Origin of the sequence: Aliivibrio fischeri, assembly GCA_038993745.2 — a bacterium.
Lineage (GTDB): Bacteria > Pseudomonadota > Gammaproteobacteria > Enterobacterales > Vibrionaceae > Aliivibrio > Aliivibrio fischeri_B.
In genome coordinates, this window is sequence record CP160629.1 from 2,490,053 (window position 1) to 2,506,778 (window position 16,726).

At 40.2% G+C, this 16,726-nt stretch carries 13 protein-coding genes and 1 pseudogene; all 14 read right to left on the reverse strand.

All coding sequences use genetic code 11. The features are described 5' to 3' along the window. Positions 1 to 49 precede the first annotated feature (49 nt). A complete protein-coding gene (gene lpxC, locus AAFX60_011940; GenBank protein XDF77360.1) occupies positions 50 to 967 on the reverse strand; it encodes a UDP-3-O-acyl-N-acetylglucosamine deacetylase in 918 nt (305 codons plus the stop codon). A 105-nt stretch (positions 968 to 1,072) separates the two neighbouring features. Continuing rightward, positions 1,073 to 2,323 carry a cell division protein FtsZ gene (gene ftsZ, locus AAFX60_011945; GenBank protein XDF77361.1) on the reverse strand — a complete coding sequence of 417 codons (1,251 nt, stop codon included), beginning with the start codon at positions 2,321 to 2,323 and terminating at the stop codon, positions 1,073 to 1,075. A 32-nt stretch (positions 2,324 to 2,355) separates the two neighbouring features. Next, complete coding sequence (gene ftsA, locus AAFX60_011950) at positions 2,356 to 3,618, reverse strand: cell division protein FtsA (GenBank protein ID XDF77362.1); 1,263 nt, start codon at positions 3,616 to 3,618, stop codon at positions 2,356 to 2,358. 1 nt (position 3,619) lies between these two features. Further along, positions 3,620 to 4,372: a cell division protein FtsQ/DivIB gene (locus AAFX60_011955; GenBank protein ID XDF77363.1), complete on the reverse strand. Its 753-nt coding sequence runs from the start codon at positions 4,370 to 4,372 to the stop codon at positions 3,620 to 3,622. Positions 4,373 to 4,596: 224 nt separating this feature from the next. Next, positions 4,597 to 6,060 (reverse strand): UDP-N-acetylmuramate--L-alanine ligase, encoded by a 1,464-nt coding sequence (gene murC, locus AAFX60_011960; protein ID XDF77364.1) that lies wholly within the window; start codon positions 6,058 to 6,060, stop codon positions 4,597 to 4,599. A gap of 15 nt (positions 6,061 to 6,075) precedes the next feature. Beyond that, positions 6,076 to 7,140: an undecaprenyldiphospho-muramoylpentapeptide beta-N-acetylglucosaminyltransferase gene (murG, locus tag AAFX60_011965; protein XDF77365.1), complete on the reverse strand. Its 1,065-nt coding sequence runs from the start codon at positions 7,138 to 7,140 to the stop codon at positions 6,076 to 6,078. Continuing rightward, positions 7,124 to 8,254 carry a cell division protein FtsW gene (gene ftsW, locus AAFX60_011970; protein XDF78943.1) on the reverse strand — a complete coding sequence of 377 codons (1,131 nt, stop codon included), beginning with the start codon at positions 8,252 to 8,254 and terminating at the stop codon, positions 7,124 to 7,126. Before ftsW ends, murG begins: the two co-directional genes overlap by 17 nt. A gap of 74 nt (positions 8,255 to 8,328) precedes the next feature. Continuing rightward, positions 8,329 to 9,651, reverse strand: a complete 1,323-nt coding sequence (gene murD, locus AAFX60_011975) for a UDP-N-acetylmuramoyl-L-alanine--D-glutamate ligase (protein XDF77366.1) — start codon at positions 9,649 to 9,651, stop codon at positions 8,329 to 8,331. Between the two features lies 1 nt (position 9,652). Then, positions 9,653 to 10,735: a phospho-N-acetylmuramoyl-pentapeptide-transferase gene (mraY, locus tag AAFX60_011980; protein XDF77367.1), complete on the reverse strand. Its 1,083-nt coding sequence runs from the start codon at positions 10,733 to 10,735 to the stop codon at positions 9,653 to 9,655. Continuing rightward, positions 10,735 to 12,093 carry a UDP-N-acetylmuramoyl-tripeptide--D-alanyl-D-alanine ligase gene (gene murF, locus AAFX60_011985; GenBank protein XDF77368.1) on the reverse strand — a complete coding sequence of 453 codons (1,359 nt, stop codon included), beginning with the start codon at positions 12,091 to 12,093 and terminating at the stop codon, positions 10,735 to 10,737. Before murF ends, mraY begins: the two co-directional genes overlap by 1 nt. Further along, positions 12,090 to 13,571, reverse strand: coding sequence for a UDP-N-acetylmuramoyl-L-alanyl-D-glutamate--2,6-diaminopimelate ligase (murE, locus tag AAFX60_011990; protein XDF77369.1), 1,482 nt, complete (start codon positions 13,569 to 13,571; stop codon positions 12,090 to 12,092). The genes murF and murE overlap by 4 nt, the downstream gene beginning before the upstream one ends. A gap of 7 nt (positions 13,572 to 13,578) precedes the next feature. After that, a pseudogene (locus AAFX60_011995) lies at positions 13,579 to 15,317 on the reverse strand (penicillin-binding transpeptidase domain-containing protein). After that, positions 15,314 to 15,640, reverse strand: a complete 327-nt coding sequence (gene ftsL, locus AAFX60_012000; GenBank protein ID XDF77370.1) for a cell division protein FtsL — start codon at positions 15,638 to 15,640, stop codon at positions 15,314 to 15,316. The pseudogene AAFX60_011995 and the gene ftsL overlap by 4 nt, the downstream one beginning before the upstream one ends. Continuing rightward, positions 15,637 to 16,587, reverse strand: coding sequence for a 16S rRNA (cytosine(1402)-N(4))-methyltransferase RsmH (rsmH, locus tag AAFX60_012005; GenBank protein ID XDF77371.1), 951 nt, complete (start codon positions 16,585 to 16,587; stop codon positions 15,637 to 15,639). The genes ftsL and rsmH overlap by 4 nt, the downstream gene beginning before the upstream one ends. Positions 16,588 to 16,726 lie beyond the last annotated feature (139 nt).

Below are 16,726 nucleotides of genomic sequence, written 5' to 3' on the forward strand. Positions count from 1 at the left end.
CAAAAAAGCCAAGCATTCGCTTGGCTTTTTTAATTTGATGATGTGTTACTTACGCAAGTACCATTCCTGGCTGCATAAATGCAACTGGAGACTCTTGCTCATCCTCAATGGTCGTCCACTCCCATGCTTCTTGATCTGCAAGAACTGCACGAAGTAGCTGATTATTCAAAGCGTGACCTGATTTGTATGCACGAAGTTCACCTAGAATACTATGACCTGACATATATAGGTCACCCACAGCATCTAGAACTTTATGCGTTACAAATTCATTATCAAAGCGTAAACCGTCTTCATTTAGGATTCGGTAATCATCAAGTACGATTGCACAATCAAAGCTACCACCTAAACATAGGTTTTGCGATTGTAAGTACTCGATATCACGCATAAACCCAAAAGTACGAGCTCGTGAAATATCTTTGATAAACGATTGGCTTGAAAAATCAAACACTAACTTTTGGTCATCTGATTCAATCGCAGGGTGATTAAAGTCAATAGTGAAATCTAAACGGAAACCGTTGTAAGGACGAATTTCAGCCCACTTATCACCATCTTCTATGCGAACAGGTTTCTTAATACGAATGAATTTCTTCGCTGTATTAAGTTCTTCAATACCTGCAGATTGTAAAAGATATACAAAAGGACTTGCACTGCCATCCATAATTGGAATTTCAGGAGCATCAACCTCGATAACAACGTTATCAATGCCCATGCCTGCTAAAGCAGCATTCAAGTGCTCAACCGTTGAGATACGTACGCCTTCATCATTAACTAACGCTGTACATAGCATCGTGTCACGAACTGACTCTGGATCCGCAGGGAAATCAACTGGCGGATTAAGGTCTGTACGACGATAAATCACACCTGTGTTCGCAGCTGCTGGACGAAGAGTAAGCGTAACTTTACGGCCTGAGTGTAAACCCACGCCTGTCATTTGTACGATACTTTTCAGTGTACGTTGTCTGATCATATGCTCATCTCAACTATAAATATGCTTAATTTCAAACCAATTCTAAGAACTGGTCTGACATTCTAGCACACAATTTTTCATAAAACCAAATCGTTTGATGATTAATTAGTCAGCTTGGCGTCGTAAAAACGCTGGGATATCTAAATAATCTTCTTTCTGATCTGGCTTAGCTTGTGCCGCACCCGCATTCTGAACACCAGCCGCTGGTGATGTAGATGGCGCAGATGGTTGTGCTGCTGGTTTAGTTACTTGCACGTTTTGTGCCGCTTTTTCAACCACAGGTTCAACTGGAGCTTCAACTTTTGGTTTTACTTGTGCTTGAACCGCAGGTTGCGCTGCTGGAGCCGAGTGAGCAGGAGCCGCTGCTTTATTCGTCACTAACGTGATTTCAGGCTTTTTTTCAGTACCGATACCTGTAGCAACAACCGTTACGCGAATTTCGTCACTCATATCAGGATCAAGAGAAGTACCAATAACAACCGTTGCGTTATCTGATGCAAATGCTTTCACTGTATTACCAACAGTTTCAAATTCATCAAGACGCATATCTAAACCTGCAGTGATGTTAACAAGAACACCACGAGCACCAGCAAGATCGATATCTTCAAGTAACGGACTTGAAATCGCTTCTTCTGCTGCTTGTTCTGCACGATCTTCGCCTACTGCGATACCGCTACCCATCATTGCATGTCCCATTTCAGACATAACTGTACGAACATCGGCGAAATCGACGTTGATCATACCAGGACGAGTAATAAGTTCTGCGATACCTTGAACAGCATTACGAAGAACATCATTCGCTTTTGCAAATGCTTCTAATAACGTAATACCACGGCCAAGAACTTTTAATAATTTTTCGTTTGGAATCGTAATTAATGAGTCAACATGTTTTGATAACTCTTCGATACCTTGCTCAGCAAAAGCAAGACGCTTACGACCTTCAAAGCTAAATGGTTTTGTAACCACAGCAACTGTTAGAATATTTAATTCTTTAGCAACTTCAGCAATAATAGGAGCTGCACCAGTACCTGTACCGCCGCCCATACCAGCTGCGATAAATACCATATCAGCGCCCGCTAACACTTCTTTCAGTGCTTCACGGTCTTCTAGAGCTGCATCACGGCCTACTTGCGGGTTTGCACCAGCACCTAATCCTTTAGTGATGTCGCCACCAATTTGAATAACGGTGTTCACGCTCGTTTTACGAAGCGCTTGTGCATCAGTATTTACACTGATGAACTCAACACCTTCAATTGATTCTCGTACCATGTGCTCGATAGCATTACCGCCACCGCCACCTACACCAACAACTTTAATTACTGCGTCGTCGGACATTTCCATCATCGGCTCAAACATTTGTTCTCTCCGTTTCTTCCTGTTCGCTCAGGTTAAAACTCTTTTAGTATCCAATTTTTAAATTTCTTTATTACGGTAGTAAAAGATTGGCTCTTACTTGGCACATAATCTTCATCGTCATGTAGCTGACTTTCTTTACCGTAATGTAAAAGCCCTACAGCTGTTGCTTGATAAGGTTCTTTTACGTAATCTGTTAGGCCTGTCACCTCTAAAGGTTGACCAATTCTAACTTGAGTTTGGAACACACGCTCAGCGCAGTCAACCAAACCTTCAATCTGTGACCCACCACCAGTCAATACAATACCAGCAGCAAGATGATGTTTTGTACCTTCAGCACGTAATTGGTCTTGAATTGAGACAATTCGCTGATTTACAAGACCAAGCAGTTCAGAATACCTTGGTTCGATAACTTCTGCTAGCATTCTTCGCTGTAAACTTCGAGATGGACGTCCGCCAACACTTGGAACATTGACCGTTTCATCTCGATTAATATGCTCACTTATCGCACAACCATATTTTACTTTTAATTTTTCAGCATCGTTAAATGGCGTACCAAAAGCATAAGCTATATCACTTGTTACTGCATTTCCGGCATAAGGTAATACTTCAGCATGGCGTAATGAACCGTCAGTCCAAATTGCGATATCCATTGTGCCAGCACCGATATCAACAACACAAACACCTAAATCACGCTCATCTTCTGTAATAACTGCATTACTTGAAGCTAAGCCAGAAAAAATAATATGTTCAACTTTTAAACCACAACGTTCTACCGCTTTCACTATATTACGTGCCATATCATTATGGCAGGTAATAAGATGAACGCTAACTTCCATTCTCATTCCTGATAACCCAATAGGGTTTCTGATCCCTTTTTGAACATCAATAGAGAATTCTTGTGGAATTACATGCAATGTACGCTGTTCATCACCTATCTTAACAGATTTTGCAGTATGAATAACGCTATCCATGTCATCTTGAGTCACTTCTTCTTCAGAAATTGACCCCATACCTTTCTCGATTTGGCTAGCAATATGTTTGCCAGAAAGAGAGATAAACACTGATGTAATGGTACATTCAGCCATCAATTCAGCTTGATCAATCGCTCTTTGAACCGATTTTACAACCGATTCTAGGTCGTTTACACCACCTTTATCCATACCACGAGATGGACATGAACCAGAGCCGATAACACTCACTTGGCCATCAGGTAAAACTTCGCCAACTAACGCTGAAACTTTGTTTGTACCAATGTCTAAACCAACAATAATACTGCCTTCTGGCGTTTTACTCATGTCAATTCTCTTCTTTATTTTCTACATCATCGGATTTCCATCCAACGGCAGCACCAGTGTCATAACGAAGATCTATATAATCTATCGAATCTTTTTTACTTTCTAATTGTTTATATAAAGCAATAAAACGTTCAACTCGTTCTTCTCTTGAGTCACGCCCTAATTCTAAACGGATACCGTTATCAAGAACGACCTGCCAAGATAATCGTTCAGTCAATGCTACGCTATGAACGGTTACATGTATTGGTTCAAATTGCTTTTGTAATTGGTGCCAAAAATCAAGTACATCTTTACTACTGGTTTCAGGGCCAAATAACGCAGGTTTAGGTTCGCGTAAATCACTCATAGGAGCATTAAAAACAACACCTTCTGGATTAACGATAACTCGATTATTCCATGTTGCCTCAGGCTGATGCTCAACAACAAAAACCTTAATAGTTTCAGGCCACTGTTTACGTACTGATACTTGGGCTATCCAAGGCAAAGATAATAAAGCATCTTGCAGTTTATTCACATCTTGCGTCATAAAAGTGCCGATGGAATCCATAGAATCTATTGCTTCACGAATATCATCAGCCGTAATGTGCTTCAACTGCCCTTGAATAATCATATGTGATAATGGCAATCGGTCTTCATCTGTCATCCAACTTATCGTTGAAATAACCAACCAAAGCGAAGTAATCACGACTAAAGAAAGAAAAATAGCACCTGGTAGATGTTTTCTTACTTTTTCTTTATCAAATGAAGTATTCATTTTGACAGCTTTAATCATATTAACGTCACAACAATGCCAAAAATAATGTCATATCAATCAATTTAACCAATAAAAATAGAGATATAACATTTCAATTAATTTATATAATAATTATAGGGTGCAAAAACCCTCTATCCAAACTCTGATAGCATATTATTAATACAATGAGGATTCTATCCCATTATTCGTTTTTTTATTAGAAGTTCTAACTAATTAAACAATAATTATCCTAACTTTTTCATTGTTTCAATATTTAATTTCATTGAAGCCAATTGCTTAGCTAATTTACCAACATCTCCAGCGCCTTGCGTCAGGATTAAGTCACCTTCTTGAATTATATTCGCTAAAACAGGTGGTAATGCCTCTATTGTTGGTACAAATACCGGATCTATTTTTCCACGACCACGGATAGTACGACATAACGCTCGCCCATCAGCACCTGCAATTGGCGTTTCACCCGCTGAGTAAACATCAAGCATGATTAATACATCAACATTATCTAATACATTTGCAAAATCATCGTATAAATCACGAGTTCGGCTATAACGGTGTGGTTGGAAAATCATAACCAAACGCTTCTCTGCCCAGCCAGCACGTGCAGCTTTAATGGTTACGTCAACTTCTGTTGGGTGATGACCGTAATCATCTACTAACATTGCTGAACCATTGCCAGTTTCAAATTCGCCAAGTTGATCGAAACGACGACCCGCACCTTCAAAGTTTAATAGCGCAGTAAGAATTGCTTCATCTTCAACATCTTCTTCTGTTGCTACTGCAATTGCAGCGGTAGCATTCAACGCATTATGTTTGCCAGGGATATTCAAAACAATATCTAAATCAGTACGATCTTTTCTTTGAACCGTAAAGAAACTTTGCTGACCAACTTGACGATAATTAATTAAACGTACATCTGCATCATCAGAGAAACCATAAGTAATCACCTGACGGCTCACTTGCGGTAATAATTCTCGAACAACCGGATCATCAACACACATTACCGCTTGACCATAAAATGGAAGGTTATGTAAAAAATCGATAAACGTTTGTTTTAACGTTTCAAAATCACCACCATACGTGTCCATATGGTCTGCTTCGATATTCGTAACAATACTAACCATAGGTTGTAGGTGTAAGAATGACGCATCACTTTCATCCGCTTCAGCAATTAAGAATCGGCTCGAGCCTAAACGTGCATTTGTACCTGCATTCTTAACTAACCCACCATTTACAAATGTTGGATCTAATCCTGCTTCAGAATAAATCTGCGTAGTTAACGCTGTTGTTGTGGTTTTACCGTGAGTACCAGCGACAGCAATACCATGACGGTAACGCATCAATTCAGCTAACATTTCTGCACGACGAATCACTGGAATACGATTTTCTTTCGCCGCTACAATTTCAGGATTACTTGGATCAATGGCAGTAGATACAACTACAACACTCGCTTTTGCAACATTACTTGCTTGGTGTCCAAAGAAGATCTCAGCACCTTTTTGTGCTAAACGAACAGTGACTGTGTTCTCAGCCATATCGGAACCACTGATGTGATAACCTTCATTTAAAAGTACTTCCGCAATACCACTCATTCCTGCGCCACCAATACCAACGAAGTGAATGCACTCAACACGACGCATTTCAGGGATCATGGTTCTTATTTCAGCTAATTGCAGTTTCTGTTCTTTTGTCATTCTTAATCTCAATTCTTATTTAGCGAGGCTTTTTATTGCATTAGCAACACGCACATCAGCATCAATAATTGCTGCGTCTCGAGCATTACATGCCATTTCGAGTAATTGTTTTCGCTCTAAACCGTTCAGTGTATCAACCAATCCCTGAACTGTTAAATCTTGTTGTTCAATCATTTGCGCTGCGCCACATTGTACTAGATGATCAGCATTCAATGCTTGCTGGCGATCTTTATGCATAAATGGAATAAATATAGAACCAACACCAGCTGCAGATACTTCCGAAACCGTCAATGCACCAGAACGACATACCAATAAATCAGCCCACGCATAAGCTTCTGCAACATTATCAATAAACTCAGTTACTTTCGCATCAGCAATACCGTTATCACGATACGCTTGTTCTACGGTTTCTTGTGAGCCTTTACCTGCTTGATGCCAAATTTCAATCTCATGACTTAATTGAGGTAATGCTTCTGGTAATGTCGTATTTAAAATACGAGCACCTTGACTACCTCCCATCACTAATAAACGGATAGGGCCAGTTCTCTGTGCAAATCTTTCTTTTGGATGAGGTAATTGACATACATCCTCACGAACCGGATTCCCTACAACTTCAGCATTAGGGAAAGCGCCAGGAAATGCTTGGAACACACGTTTTGCTATTTTAGATAACCATTGATTAGTTAAACCAGCAACCGCATTTTGTTCATGCAATACAACAGGAATACCTGATAACCAAGCAGCGATACCACCAGGACCACTTACATAGCCCCCCATTCCTAGCACCACATCTGGTTGCCATGCTTTAATGTGTTTTTTCGCTTGAGATATTGCACCTAAGATTTGAAATGGTGCAGCTATTAACTTTTTAAGTCCCTGCCCACGAAGGCCTTTGACTTTAATAAAATCAATTTCAATACCATGTTTAGGAACTAAATCTGCTTCCATTCGATCAGCGGTTCCCAACCAACGGATCTCCCATCCTTCACTTTGTAATTGCTTTGCAACAGCAAGGCCTGGGAAAACGTGACCGCCAGTACCACCAGCCATCACTAATAAACGTTTATTTTTGTTCTTCATTTTCACTCCGAGGAGGCTCATTTTCTAAATAGAGACGACATTCATGATCAATACGGATGAGTAACGATACGGCAACTGACATAATAATCAAACTGGAACCACCATAACTGATGAGTGGTAGTGTTAGGCCTTTTGTCGGAACAATACCTGCTGCGGCACCAACATTAACCAAAGTTTGAAATGCAAACCAAATCCCAATACCAAAAGCTAAAAATCCACCAAAGCGTTGATCATGTTGAAGACATTTTCGCCCAATAAGTAATGCTTTTAATACTAAAGCGAAAATTAAAACCAAAATCAGAGTGACACCAACAAAACCTAATTCTTCAGCAACCACAGCAAATACAAAGTCAGTATGAGCCTCAGGTAGGTACTCTAGCTTTTGAATCGAATTACCTAAACCTTCACCAAACCAACTACCACGACCAAATGCCATAAGAGATTGAGTTAGTTGGTAACCACTACCAAATGGGTCTTGCCATGGATCTAAGAAAGAAGTCACACGGCGCATACGATAAGGTTCTGCAATAATCAGAACAATCACTAATGAAATGCCACTCATCACTAAAGCAATAAATTGCCAAAGCTTTGCACCCGCAATAAATAGCATACCGATAGTAGTGACAAACATTACGATCGTGGTACCTAAATCGGGCTGCAATAATAAGAAAAATGCTAGAGTGATAAGTACGATTAATGGTTTAACAAACCCTTTGAAACTTTCTCTCACTTCACCATGGCGGCGAACTAAGTATCCCGAAATAAAAATAAATAGAGAAAGTTTTGCAACTTCGGCTGGCTGCAAGTTGAAGATACCAAGAGGTAACCAACGGGCAGCACCATTTACCGATTTACCAACCAGCAACACCGCAATTAATAATAAAATGGATACAAATAAAAATTTGCCACTGTATTTTAACCAAGTATCTAATTGGATTCGCAATACAACAGATGAGGCACCAAGAGCCAAACACACAAACAACATGTGACGAAGCATAAAGTGAAAAGGCTGATCAGTTAAGCGTGTACTAATAGGAAACGACGCAGAACCTACCATGATCAATCCAGTAAGCATTAAACCTAAAGAAATCCATATCAACTGACGATCGAACATGACTTTAGGTGACGGTGTTAAACACCAATCTTGAATGGAAAAGATCCCTTGTTTAATTCGCTCAAATGCCAAAATTAACTCTCAATTGAATACTGTTTTGCTAACTGGGTGAATGCATCCCCTCTAGCCATAAAATTTGCGTATTGGTCGAAGCTTGCACATGCTGGAGATAGCATCACCATATCGCCTTTATTTAAAGTCGGGTATAGAGTAGCGATGGCTTCATCCATGGTTTCACATAAGAGTGAACGAGGATCAAGTGATACAAATTGGTCGCCATCTTCACCAAAGCAATACATCATTAAATTTAAATCATGCAGCGCTGGTGATAATTCTGAAAAATCAGCACCTTTGCCTACACCACCAACAAGTAGGTGTAATTTACCTTCAAGTTGTAAACCAGATAAGGCTGCCAATGTACTTGCTACGTTTGTCGCTTTTGAATCATTGACCCAGCGAATACCATTATTATCTGCGACAACTTGGCATCTATGTGTCAATCCATTGTAAGTTCTTAATGTATCTAGTGTTGCATCTAAATTGATACCAGCGGCATCAAGTAATGCAATTGCAACTAGGCTATTTGCAATATTGTGCTTTCCGACTAAGCCTAATTCATTTGCAGCAAGCAGTGGCACTGTATTTTTAGCTAAATACTCAATGCCATCTTTTTCAATACAGCCATAATCGCCTTGGTCAAATCCAAAGCTTTTTAATGTTTTTTCAACGTCAGGATAAGTTTGTTTATCGTCACGATTAACAATACATACTTCTGCATGCTCAAAGATACGTAGCTTAGCTTGGCGATAATCCGCCATGCCTTGATAACGATCCATATGATCTTCAGACAAATTAAGAAAGGCAGCGGCTTTCAGCTTTAATGTGGATGTTGTTTCAAGTTGGAAGCTCGAAAGCTCAAGAACATAAAGCTCCGCATCTTGCTCTAGTAAATCAAGAGCAGCAAAACCAATGTTTCCACCAACGGCTGTTTTTACTCCAGCCGCTTTTGCCATTTCCCCAGTTAAATCAGTCACCGTACTTTTGCCATTAGACCCGGTGATCGCAATAACAGGTGCATTCACTGCCCAAGCAAATAACTCGATGTCACCAACAATTTTAATTCCTTTATCAATGGCAGGTTTAAGTTGAGGTGACGCTAAGGCGATTCCAGGATTCGTGACAATCAGATCAGCGTTAATCAGCCAATCTTGTTGCCATCCTCCAGAATGCAGTTCTACATTTTCAGGCAATTGGTCATGGCCTGGCGGTGTATCACGAGTATCAATCACTTTAATTGTTAACGCTTCTGGTTGTCTTAGTAAATGCTTAACAACAGATAAACCTGTCATACCTAAGCCAACTACGACAACATTTTTTACACCACCAAAACCACTCATATTAACGTACCTTCAATGTCGCTAATGCAATAAGAACCAATAACATAGAAATAATCCAGAAACGCACAATAACGCGAGGCTCTGGCCAACCTTTTAATTCGTAATGGTGATGAATTGGTGCCATACGGAAAATACGTTGACCACGTAGTTTGTATGAACCCACTTGTAAGATTACCGATAACGTTTCAACAACGAATACACCACCCATGATAACCAATAGGAACTCTTGACGAACTAACACTGCAATCGTACCTAGTGCTCCACCAAGAGCCAGTGAACCTACATCACCCATAAATACTTGTGCTGGATACGTGTTGAACCATAAGAAACCAAAACCAGCGCCAACAATCGCAGCACACACAACCACTAACTCACTCGCTAACGGAATATGCGGAATATGTAAGTAGTTTGCGAATTGCACGTTACCTGTTGCCCAAGCAATAAAGGCAAAACCTGCAGCAACAAATACCGTAGGCATGATTGCAAGACCATCAAGACCATCGGTTAAGTTCACCGCATTACTGGTTCCTACGATAACAAAGTAGGTAAGAAGAATATAAGCAAGACCAAGTTGAGGCATTACTTCTTTAAAGAAAGGAACAACTAACTGCGTTGCTGCCGTATCTTTTCCGTAAGCATAAAGAGCAAAAGCGACAACTAATGCAATAGAAGATTGCCAAAAATACTTCCAACGAGCGATTAGACCATCTGTATTTTTACGAACAACTTTACGGTAGTCATCAACAAAGCCAACAGCACCATAGCCTAGTAGTACAAACATAACAGCCCATACATAAGGGTTAGTTAAATCTGCCCACAAGAACACTGTCACTGTAATTGCAGTTAAAATCATGATGCCGCCCATCGTTGGCGTACCACGCTTACTAAAATGTGATTCAGGACCGTCATCACGTACCACTTGACCAATTTGAAGGTTTTGCAACCAAGCAATCAGTTTTGGTCCCATCCATAAAGAGATCGTTAATGCCGTGATAATGCTTAAGATGGCTCTAAAACTTAAATATTCAAATAAGCGAAAAAATGGAAAATATTGCTCTAGAAAATTGGATAACCAAATAATCATTACTGACACTCCTTAAGAGCTGAAACCACTTCGCTCATTCGTGAACTGTTGGCACCTTTAACTAACACGGTAACCTCATTATGTTTAATTAATTGTAATTCTTTAAGTAAGTATGCATTCAAATCAGAACGTGTTTCAAAATGACGGCCATTACATAGCTCGCTAATCACTTTTGTATCATCACCAAATGTCACTACTTGCTCAAATTGATATGGGGCAGCATATTCCCCAACTTCACGATGAAGTGCAAGGCTTTCTTCACCTAGCTCAGCCATATTCCCTAAAACAAGCCAACGCTGACCTTTAAATCCACCCAATAAATCCACTGCGGCTTTCATAGCAGGAACACTGGCGTTATAAGTGTCATCGATAACCTTCAATCCAGATGCTAATGTTTCGACAGCAACACGCCCTTTCACACTACCCAACTCTTGTAGACCTTGTTGAATGTCATTTAATGATGCATGCGCTTGAATGGCTAACGCAGCAGCTGCAACGGCATTCGCTACGTTATGCTTACCAATAATCCCTAAAGAAACTTGAATATTTCCTTTCGGCGTATTTAATTGAAAACTAGGTTCACCAATCGCATTTACTTCAATATTTGATGCATAAAAGTCAGCACTAGAGTCATCCATAGCAAAACTAACGACTTGTTTACCTTCAAATAGTGATGACCATTTTGGTAAGCCATTACTATCTAGGTTATAAATAGCAATACCGTTTTCTTGTAGCCCTTCAAAAATCTCGCCTTTTGCTTTTGCAACCCCCTCAATAGAGCCAAAACCTTCTAAATGCGCCGCTGCAATATTATTGACCAGTGCAACATTAGGTTGTGCTAACTGAGTAGTGTATGAGATTTCATTTTGGTGGTTTGCACCCAATTCGATAACGGCAAAATCATTACTTAGTTGAGAGCGTAACAACGTTAACGGAACGCCGATCTCATTATTAAAGTTACCTGCGGTTGCTAACACTTCGCCAGAACGAGTTAAAATAGAAGCGAGCATCTCTTTTACTGTGGTTTTGCCACAACTACCCGTTAAGGCAAATGTAAAAGTATGACAAACTTGATGTACATATTTCGCTACTAAACCTAACGCCTTTTGTGTATCAGAAACAATTACTTGAGGAAGTGTCGTATCGACTTCTTTTGATACAAGAAGTGCAGTTGCTCCTTGCTCTTGTACTGCTGGTATAAAATCATGGGCATCAAAGCGTTCACCGATAAGAGCAACAAAAAGCCCTTGCTCATCAATAAGACGACTGTCTGTTGATACTGACGATATTTGACAATCAGCCCCAACCAAACGCCCATCACACGCTTTTGCTATTTCGCTAAGTAACATAGTTATCATGATTGTAGCCCTAATAATGTTTGTGCGGTTTCACGATCAGAGTAATGAACTGTCTTATCCGCTAACACTTGATAATCTTCATGCCCTTTACCGGCAAGTAAAATGATATCGTTCTCATTTGCTTGAGATAATGCGAACTGACAAGCTTCAAAACGATCATGAATAACATGTGCAAATTCGGCGTTTTTTAATCCAGCTAACATATCATCCGTAATCAAGCTTGGTTCTTCTGAGCGAGGGTTATCATCACTTAAAATAATCGCATCCGCTTGTTGCTCAGCAATGCTTGCCATTATTGGTCGTTTGCCTGTATCTCTATCGCCACCACAGCCGAAAATACACCACAACTTACCTTCGCAGTGAACTCGTAATGCTTGTAATGCCTTATCTAAAGCATCAGGCGTATGCGCATAATCGACAACCACTTTAGCTTTATTATCAGCAGTAAACAGTTCCATTCTACCAATAACCGCATTTAACTGAGATGCAGTTTGAGCTAAGGCATTGATGTCATAATCAAGAGAAAGAAGTGTCGCGAAAGCAACAAGAATATTACTTGCATTAAATGCCCCAATTAAAGGCACAGAAAAAGCAACATCACCCCAATCAGAAGAGATTGAAAGCTTTATGCCTTCGGTTGAATAAACAACTGATGTCGCAAATACTTTCTTACCGGAATGAAAAGAGATGTTTTCTTTATTTAAAGAAACCGCGACAGCATGAGGCATCTCTTTTAGCCATTGGCAACCCACTTGATCATCCCCATTGATGATTGAATGTTTTGGATTGTGAGAAGTAAATAGTAACTTTTTAGCTTCCGCATAATTGGCCATATCACCATGATAATCAAGATGATCACGACTTAAATTAGTAAATACTGCTGCATCAAAAGATAACGCATTAACACGCCCTTGAACTAAACCATGAGACGACACTTCTAATGCCGTCAGTTTAGCTCCGATATTTTCAAGCTCCGTCAGTGTTTGTTGGATTTCAATTGGACTGCCAGTTGTGTTCAAAGCTGGCTTAAGATCCGACAGTAAGCCATTACCCGTTGTTCCCATTACGGCAGCAGGTTGTTCTAATAATGTCGTCCATTGTGCAATGATCTGAGAAATCGTCGTTTTACCATTAGTACCTGTGATACCGACGAGTTGCATGTTTCTCTTATCCGCTTGATAAAAAGCTCCTGCAATCGCACTTAACTGCGTATAAAGAGAATCAATGTAAACAACAATAGCGTTATCGATAATCTTTACCGTTCCAGCAATATTCTCTTTATCAGCATCAGCAATAACTGCTACAGCGCCTTGCTCAATTGCCGACGAAATAAATTGACGGCCATCCACTGCATGGCCTTTAATTGCTACAAATAAACAGCCTGGAGAAACTTGGCGACTGTCCAATGTCATAGATGAAATTGCCACAGATTGATTTAAATCGCACCAAGGCAACAGTAATTCAGATAACTGCATCATCACTTTCCTAATTCAATACATCGATATGTTTTACGGTACTTTCATCTGGCGCTACATTTAAAATCTGTAGTGCATCTTTCATTACTTGACCAAAGATCGGTGCCGCAACTTGACCTGCGTAATACTCATCACCTTGTGGTTGGTTCACGATAGTAACTAACGCAATTCGAGGATTACTAACTGGTGCAACACCTGCTGTTACTGTCATGTATTCATCACTATAACCACCACGAACCGCTTTTCGTGAAGTACCGGTTTTAGCCGCTACTCGGTAGCCAGGTACAGCTGCTCTTGTTGCTGTACCGCCTGGTTGAGTTACGGTTTCCATCATTTCTAATACCGCTTTTGCATGCTGTCGATTAACCACTTGCTTACCCGGTGTTGGTCCCGTAGTTTTCAAAATTGAAAGTGGTCTATATTCACCATAAGCCCCTAATGTGGCATAAGCGTGCGCTAATTGGATTGGCGTAACCGACAAACCATATCCAAAGGCTAATGTGGCGATTTCAAAATCAGACCAACGACGACGATCAGGGAAAATACCCGTGGCCTCACCAATTAAGTTTAAGCCTGATGGGTCAGCAAGACCAACAGCAGCGTATTCCGCTAACAATTCTTGCAAAGGCATTCCTAACGCTAAGTGCGCAACACCGATGTTACTTGATTTCTTCAAGATAGTAGTTAGATCGGCTTTACCAACTTTCGAGCTATCACGCACACGACTACCACCAATACGCATGATGCCATTACCAGTATCAATAATCGTATCTAAGTTCGCAGTTCCACCATCTAAAGCAGCTAATACAACAAAAGGTTTTACTGTAGAGCCTGGTTCTAACGTATCGGTAATCACACGATTACGCATTCTAAAGCTTTGTAACTGCTCACGATTGTTCGGGTTATAAGAAGGGCATTTACCATTGCAAGTACTTCGCCCGTCTTAATATCGATCATCACAACTGAGCCAGACATCGCTCTAAAGTCAGATACTGCTTGTTTAATTGCACGGTAAGCAATCGCCTGTAAACGCTGATCGATACTTAGAGTTAATGGCTTCCCTTCTTGTTTCTCTTTTAGAGAAATATTTTCAACCACTCGGCCATAACGGTCTTTACGTACAGTTCTGCGTCCCGGTTCACCAGTTAACCAACCATCATAACTACGTTCTACCCCTTCAAGGCCATGACTATCAATACCGGTTACACCAATAACATGGGCACTGATTTCACCAGTTGGGTAATAACGACGTGATTCAGCTTTTAAACCAATGCCCGCTAATTTTAGTTTTTTAATATAGGCTGCAACCGCTGGAGATATTTGGCGCTGAAGATAAATAAAACGACGTTTTTTGTTTTTTTCAATTTTAGAAATTAACTCTTTACGCTTAAGTCCTAATACATCCGCAAGCGCATACCAACGTTCAATCTCAACCAAACCACCTTCTTTATAGATCGTCACTGGATCAGCCCAAACTGCATCAACAGGCACACTTACAGCAAGCTGTTCATCATTACGATCAGAGATAATGCCTCTGGCAGAAGGGAGAGATTTAACACGGATAGAACGCATATCACCTTGCTTAACAAGGTTATCTGGTTCAATAACTTGGATATAAGCGGCTCGCGCAATAAGAATAGCTAAAGCAAGAAAGACAAAGAAAACAATAACGCCAAAGCGCCACTGGATAAAAGTTGGCGGCGCTTTAGTTATACGCTTATTGTTTTTTTTTCTATTTGGTAATTTCATCGTAGTTTTATGATTACTTCTTTATCTGGCGCTGGACGTTCCATATCTAATTCACGAACTGAACGAGATTGAACTCGGCTATGCTCAGCAAGAGCGCTTTCTTCTAAAATTAAATTACGCCATTCACCATCTAAAATATCTTTTTCAAGCAACAGGTTTTCACGTTGAACCGTCATTTGACGAGTGTTATGAGTTGCTAACACCACGCCTATAGCACTCAAAAAGATACAAATTAGTAGAATTGCATGAAGGCGGCCTACACCAAAAATGTCTAGGCCGATAAGTTTTGTAAGACTTGGTTGTGAAGCGGTATCTTTACTCATAAACGCTCAGCAATACGTAGAACAGAACTACGTGAACGCACATTCTCATTCACTTCATTCTTAGTTGGTTTGATGGCTTTACCAACAGGCTTCATTTTAGCACTGCCTAATGCTTTAATTTGTTCTTCCGTTAACGGCAAACCATGAGGTACTTGCGGTCCTTTACTTTCTTTACGAATAAAATGCTTAACCATACGATCTTCTAGTGAGTGGAAGCTAATCACTGATAAACGACCTTCAGGTGCCAATACATCTAACGCTCCTTTTAGCGCTGTATCAATTTCGTCTAACTCACTGTTGATATAAATTCGGAATGCTTGGAATGCACGCGTTGCTGGGTGTTTCTTCTCTTTAAAACTCTTAGGAGCAACCTCAGAAATCAACTTAGCTAACTGGCTAGTGCGAGTTAAAGGTTCATTTTCTTCATTTTCACGGTAAGCAACGATACCTTTAGCAATACGCCACGCATGTTTATCTTCACCAAACTCACGAATTACCCAAGTAATATCTTCAACATCCGCTTCTTGTAACCATTGAGATACAGGAATGCCTGATGTTGGATCCATACGCATATCCAATGGGCCATCTTTCATAAAGCTAAAACCACGTTCAGCATCGTCTAGTTGTGGAGATGACACACCTAAATCCAGTAACACTCCATCAATTTTACCAACAAGATCAAGCTCTTCTACATATTGTTTAAGACCTGAAAATGGACCATGAATGATAGTAAATTTAGGATCAGTTATTGTTTTTGCTTCAGCAATAGCTTGAGGATCACGGTCAATACTGTACAAGCGACCATTCTCACCTAATTGAGATAAGATCTGACGGCTGTGGCCACCACGACCAAACGTACCATCAATGTAGATACCATCAGGTTTGATAGCTAAACCATCAATAGATTCGTGAAGAAGAACGGATACGTGTTGGAATTGTTCAGACATAGTGAGTATTTACTACCGTAATTATATGAATAAGCAGTTAAAATTAAGCCAAAGCTTAACCTAAAAATGCAGAAATGTGTGTCAAATTAGTGATAATTCTAAACCAATGTAGCAGAAAGCACAAAGCCCACCATAACAC

Bases quoted from the DNA above. Each gene is read 5' to 3' on its own strand.
- lpxC (XDF77360.1), bottom strand. From the start codon at position 967: ATGATCAGACAACGTACACTGAAAAGTATCGTACAAATGACAGGCGTG.
- ftsZ (XDF77361.1), bottom strand. From the start codon at position 2,323: ATGTTTGAGCCGATGATGGAAATGTCCGACGACGCAGTAATTAAAGTT.
- ftsA (XDF77362.1), bottom strand. From the start codon at position 3,618: ATGAGTAAAACGCCAGAAGGCAGTATTATTGTTGGTTTAGACATTGGT.
- AAFX60_011955 (XDF77363.1), bottom strand. From the start codon at position 4,372: ATGAATACTTCATTTGATAAAGAAAAAGTAAGAAAACATCTACCAGGT.
- murC (XDF77364.1), bottom strand. From the start codon at position 6,060: ATGACAAAAGAACAGAAACTGCAATTAGCTGAAATAAGAACCATGATC.
- murG (XDF77365.1), bottom strand. From the start codon at position 7,140: ATGAAGAACAAAAATAAACGTTTATTAGTGATGGCTGGTGGTACTGGC.
- ftsW (XDF78943.1), bottom strand. From the start codon at position 8,254: ATGTTCGATCGTCAGTTGATATGGATTTCTTTAGGTTTAATGCTTACT.
- murD (XDF77366.1), bottom strand. From the start codon at position 9,651: ATGAGTGGTTTTGGTGGTGTAAAAAATGTTGTCGTAGTTGGCTTAGGT.
- mraY (XDF77367.1), bottom strand. From the start codon at position 10,735: ATGATTATTTGGTTATCCAATTTTCTAGAGCAATATTTTCCATTTTTT.
- murF (XDF77368.1), bottom strand. From the start codon at position 12,093: ATGATAACTATGTTACTTAGCGAAATAGCAAAAGCGTGTGATGGGCGT.
- murE (XDF77369.1), bottom strand. From the start codon at position 13,571: ATGATGCAGTTATCTGAATTACTGTTGCCTTGGTGCGATTTAAATCAA.
- ftsL (XDF77370.1), bottom strand. From the start codon at position 15,640: ATGAGTAAAGATACCGCTTCACAACCAAGTCTTACAAAACTTATCGGC.
- rsmH (XDF77371.1), bottom strand. From the start codon at position 16,587: ATGTCTGAACAATTCCAACACGTATCCGTTCTTCTTCACGAATCTATT.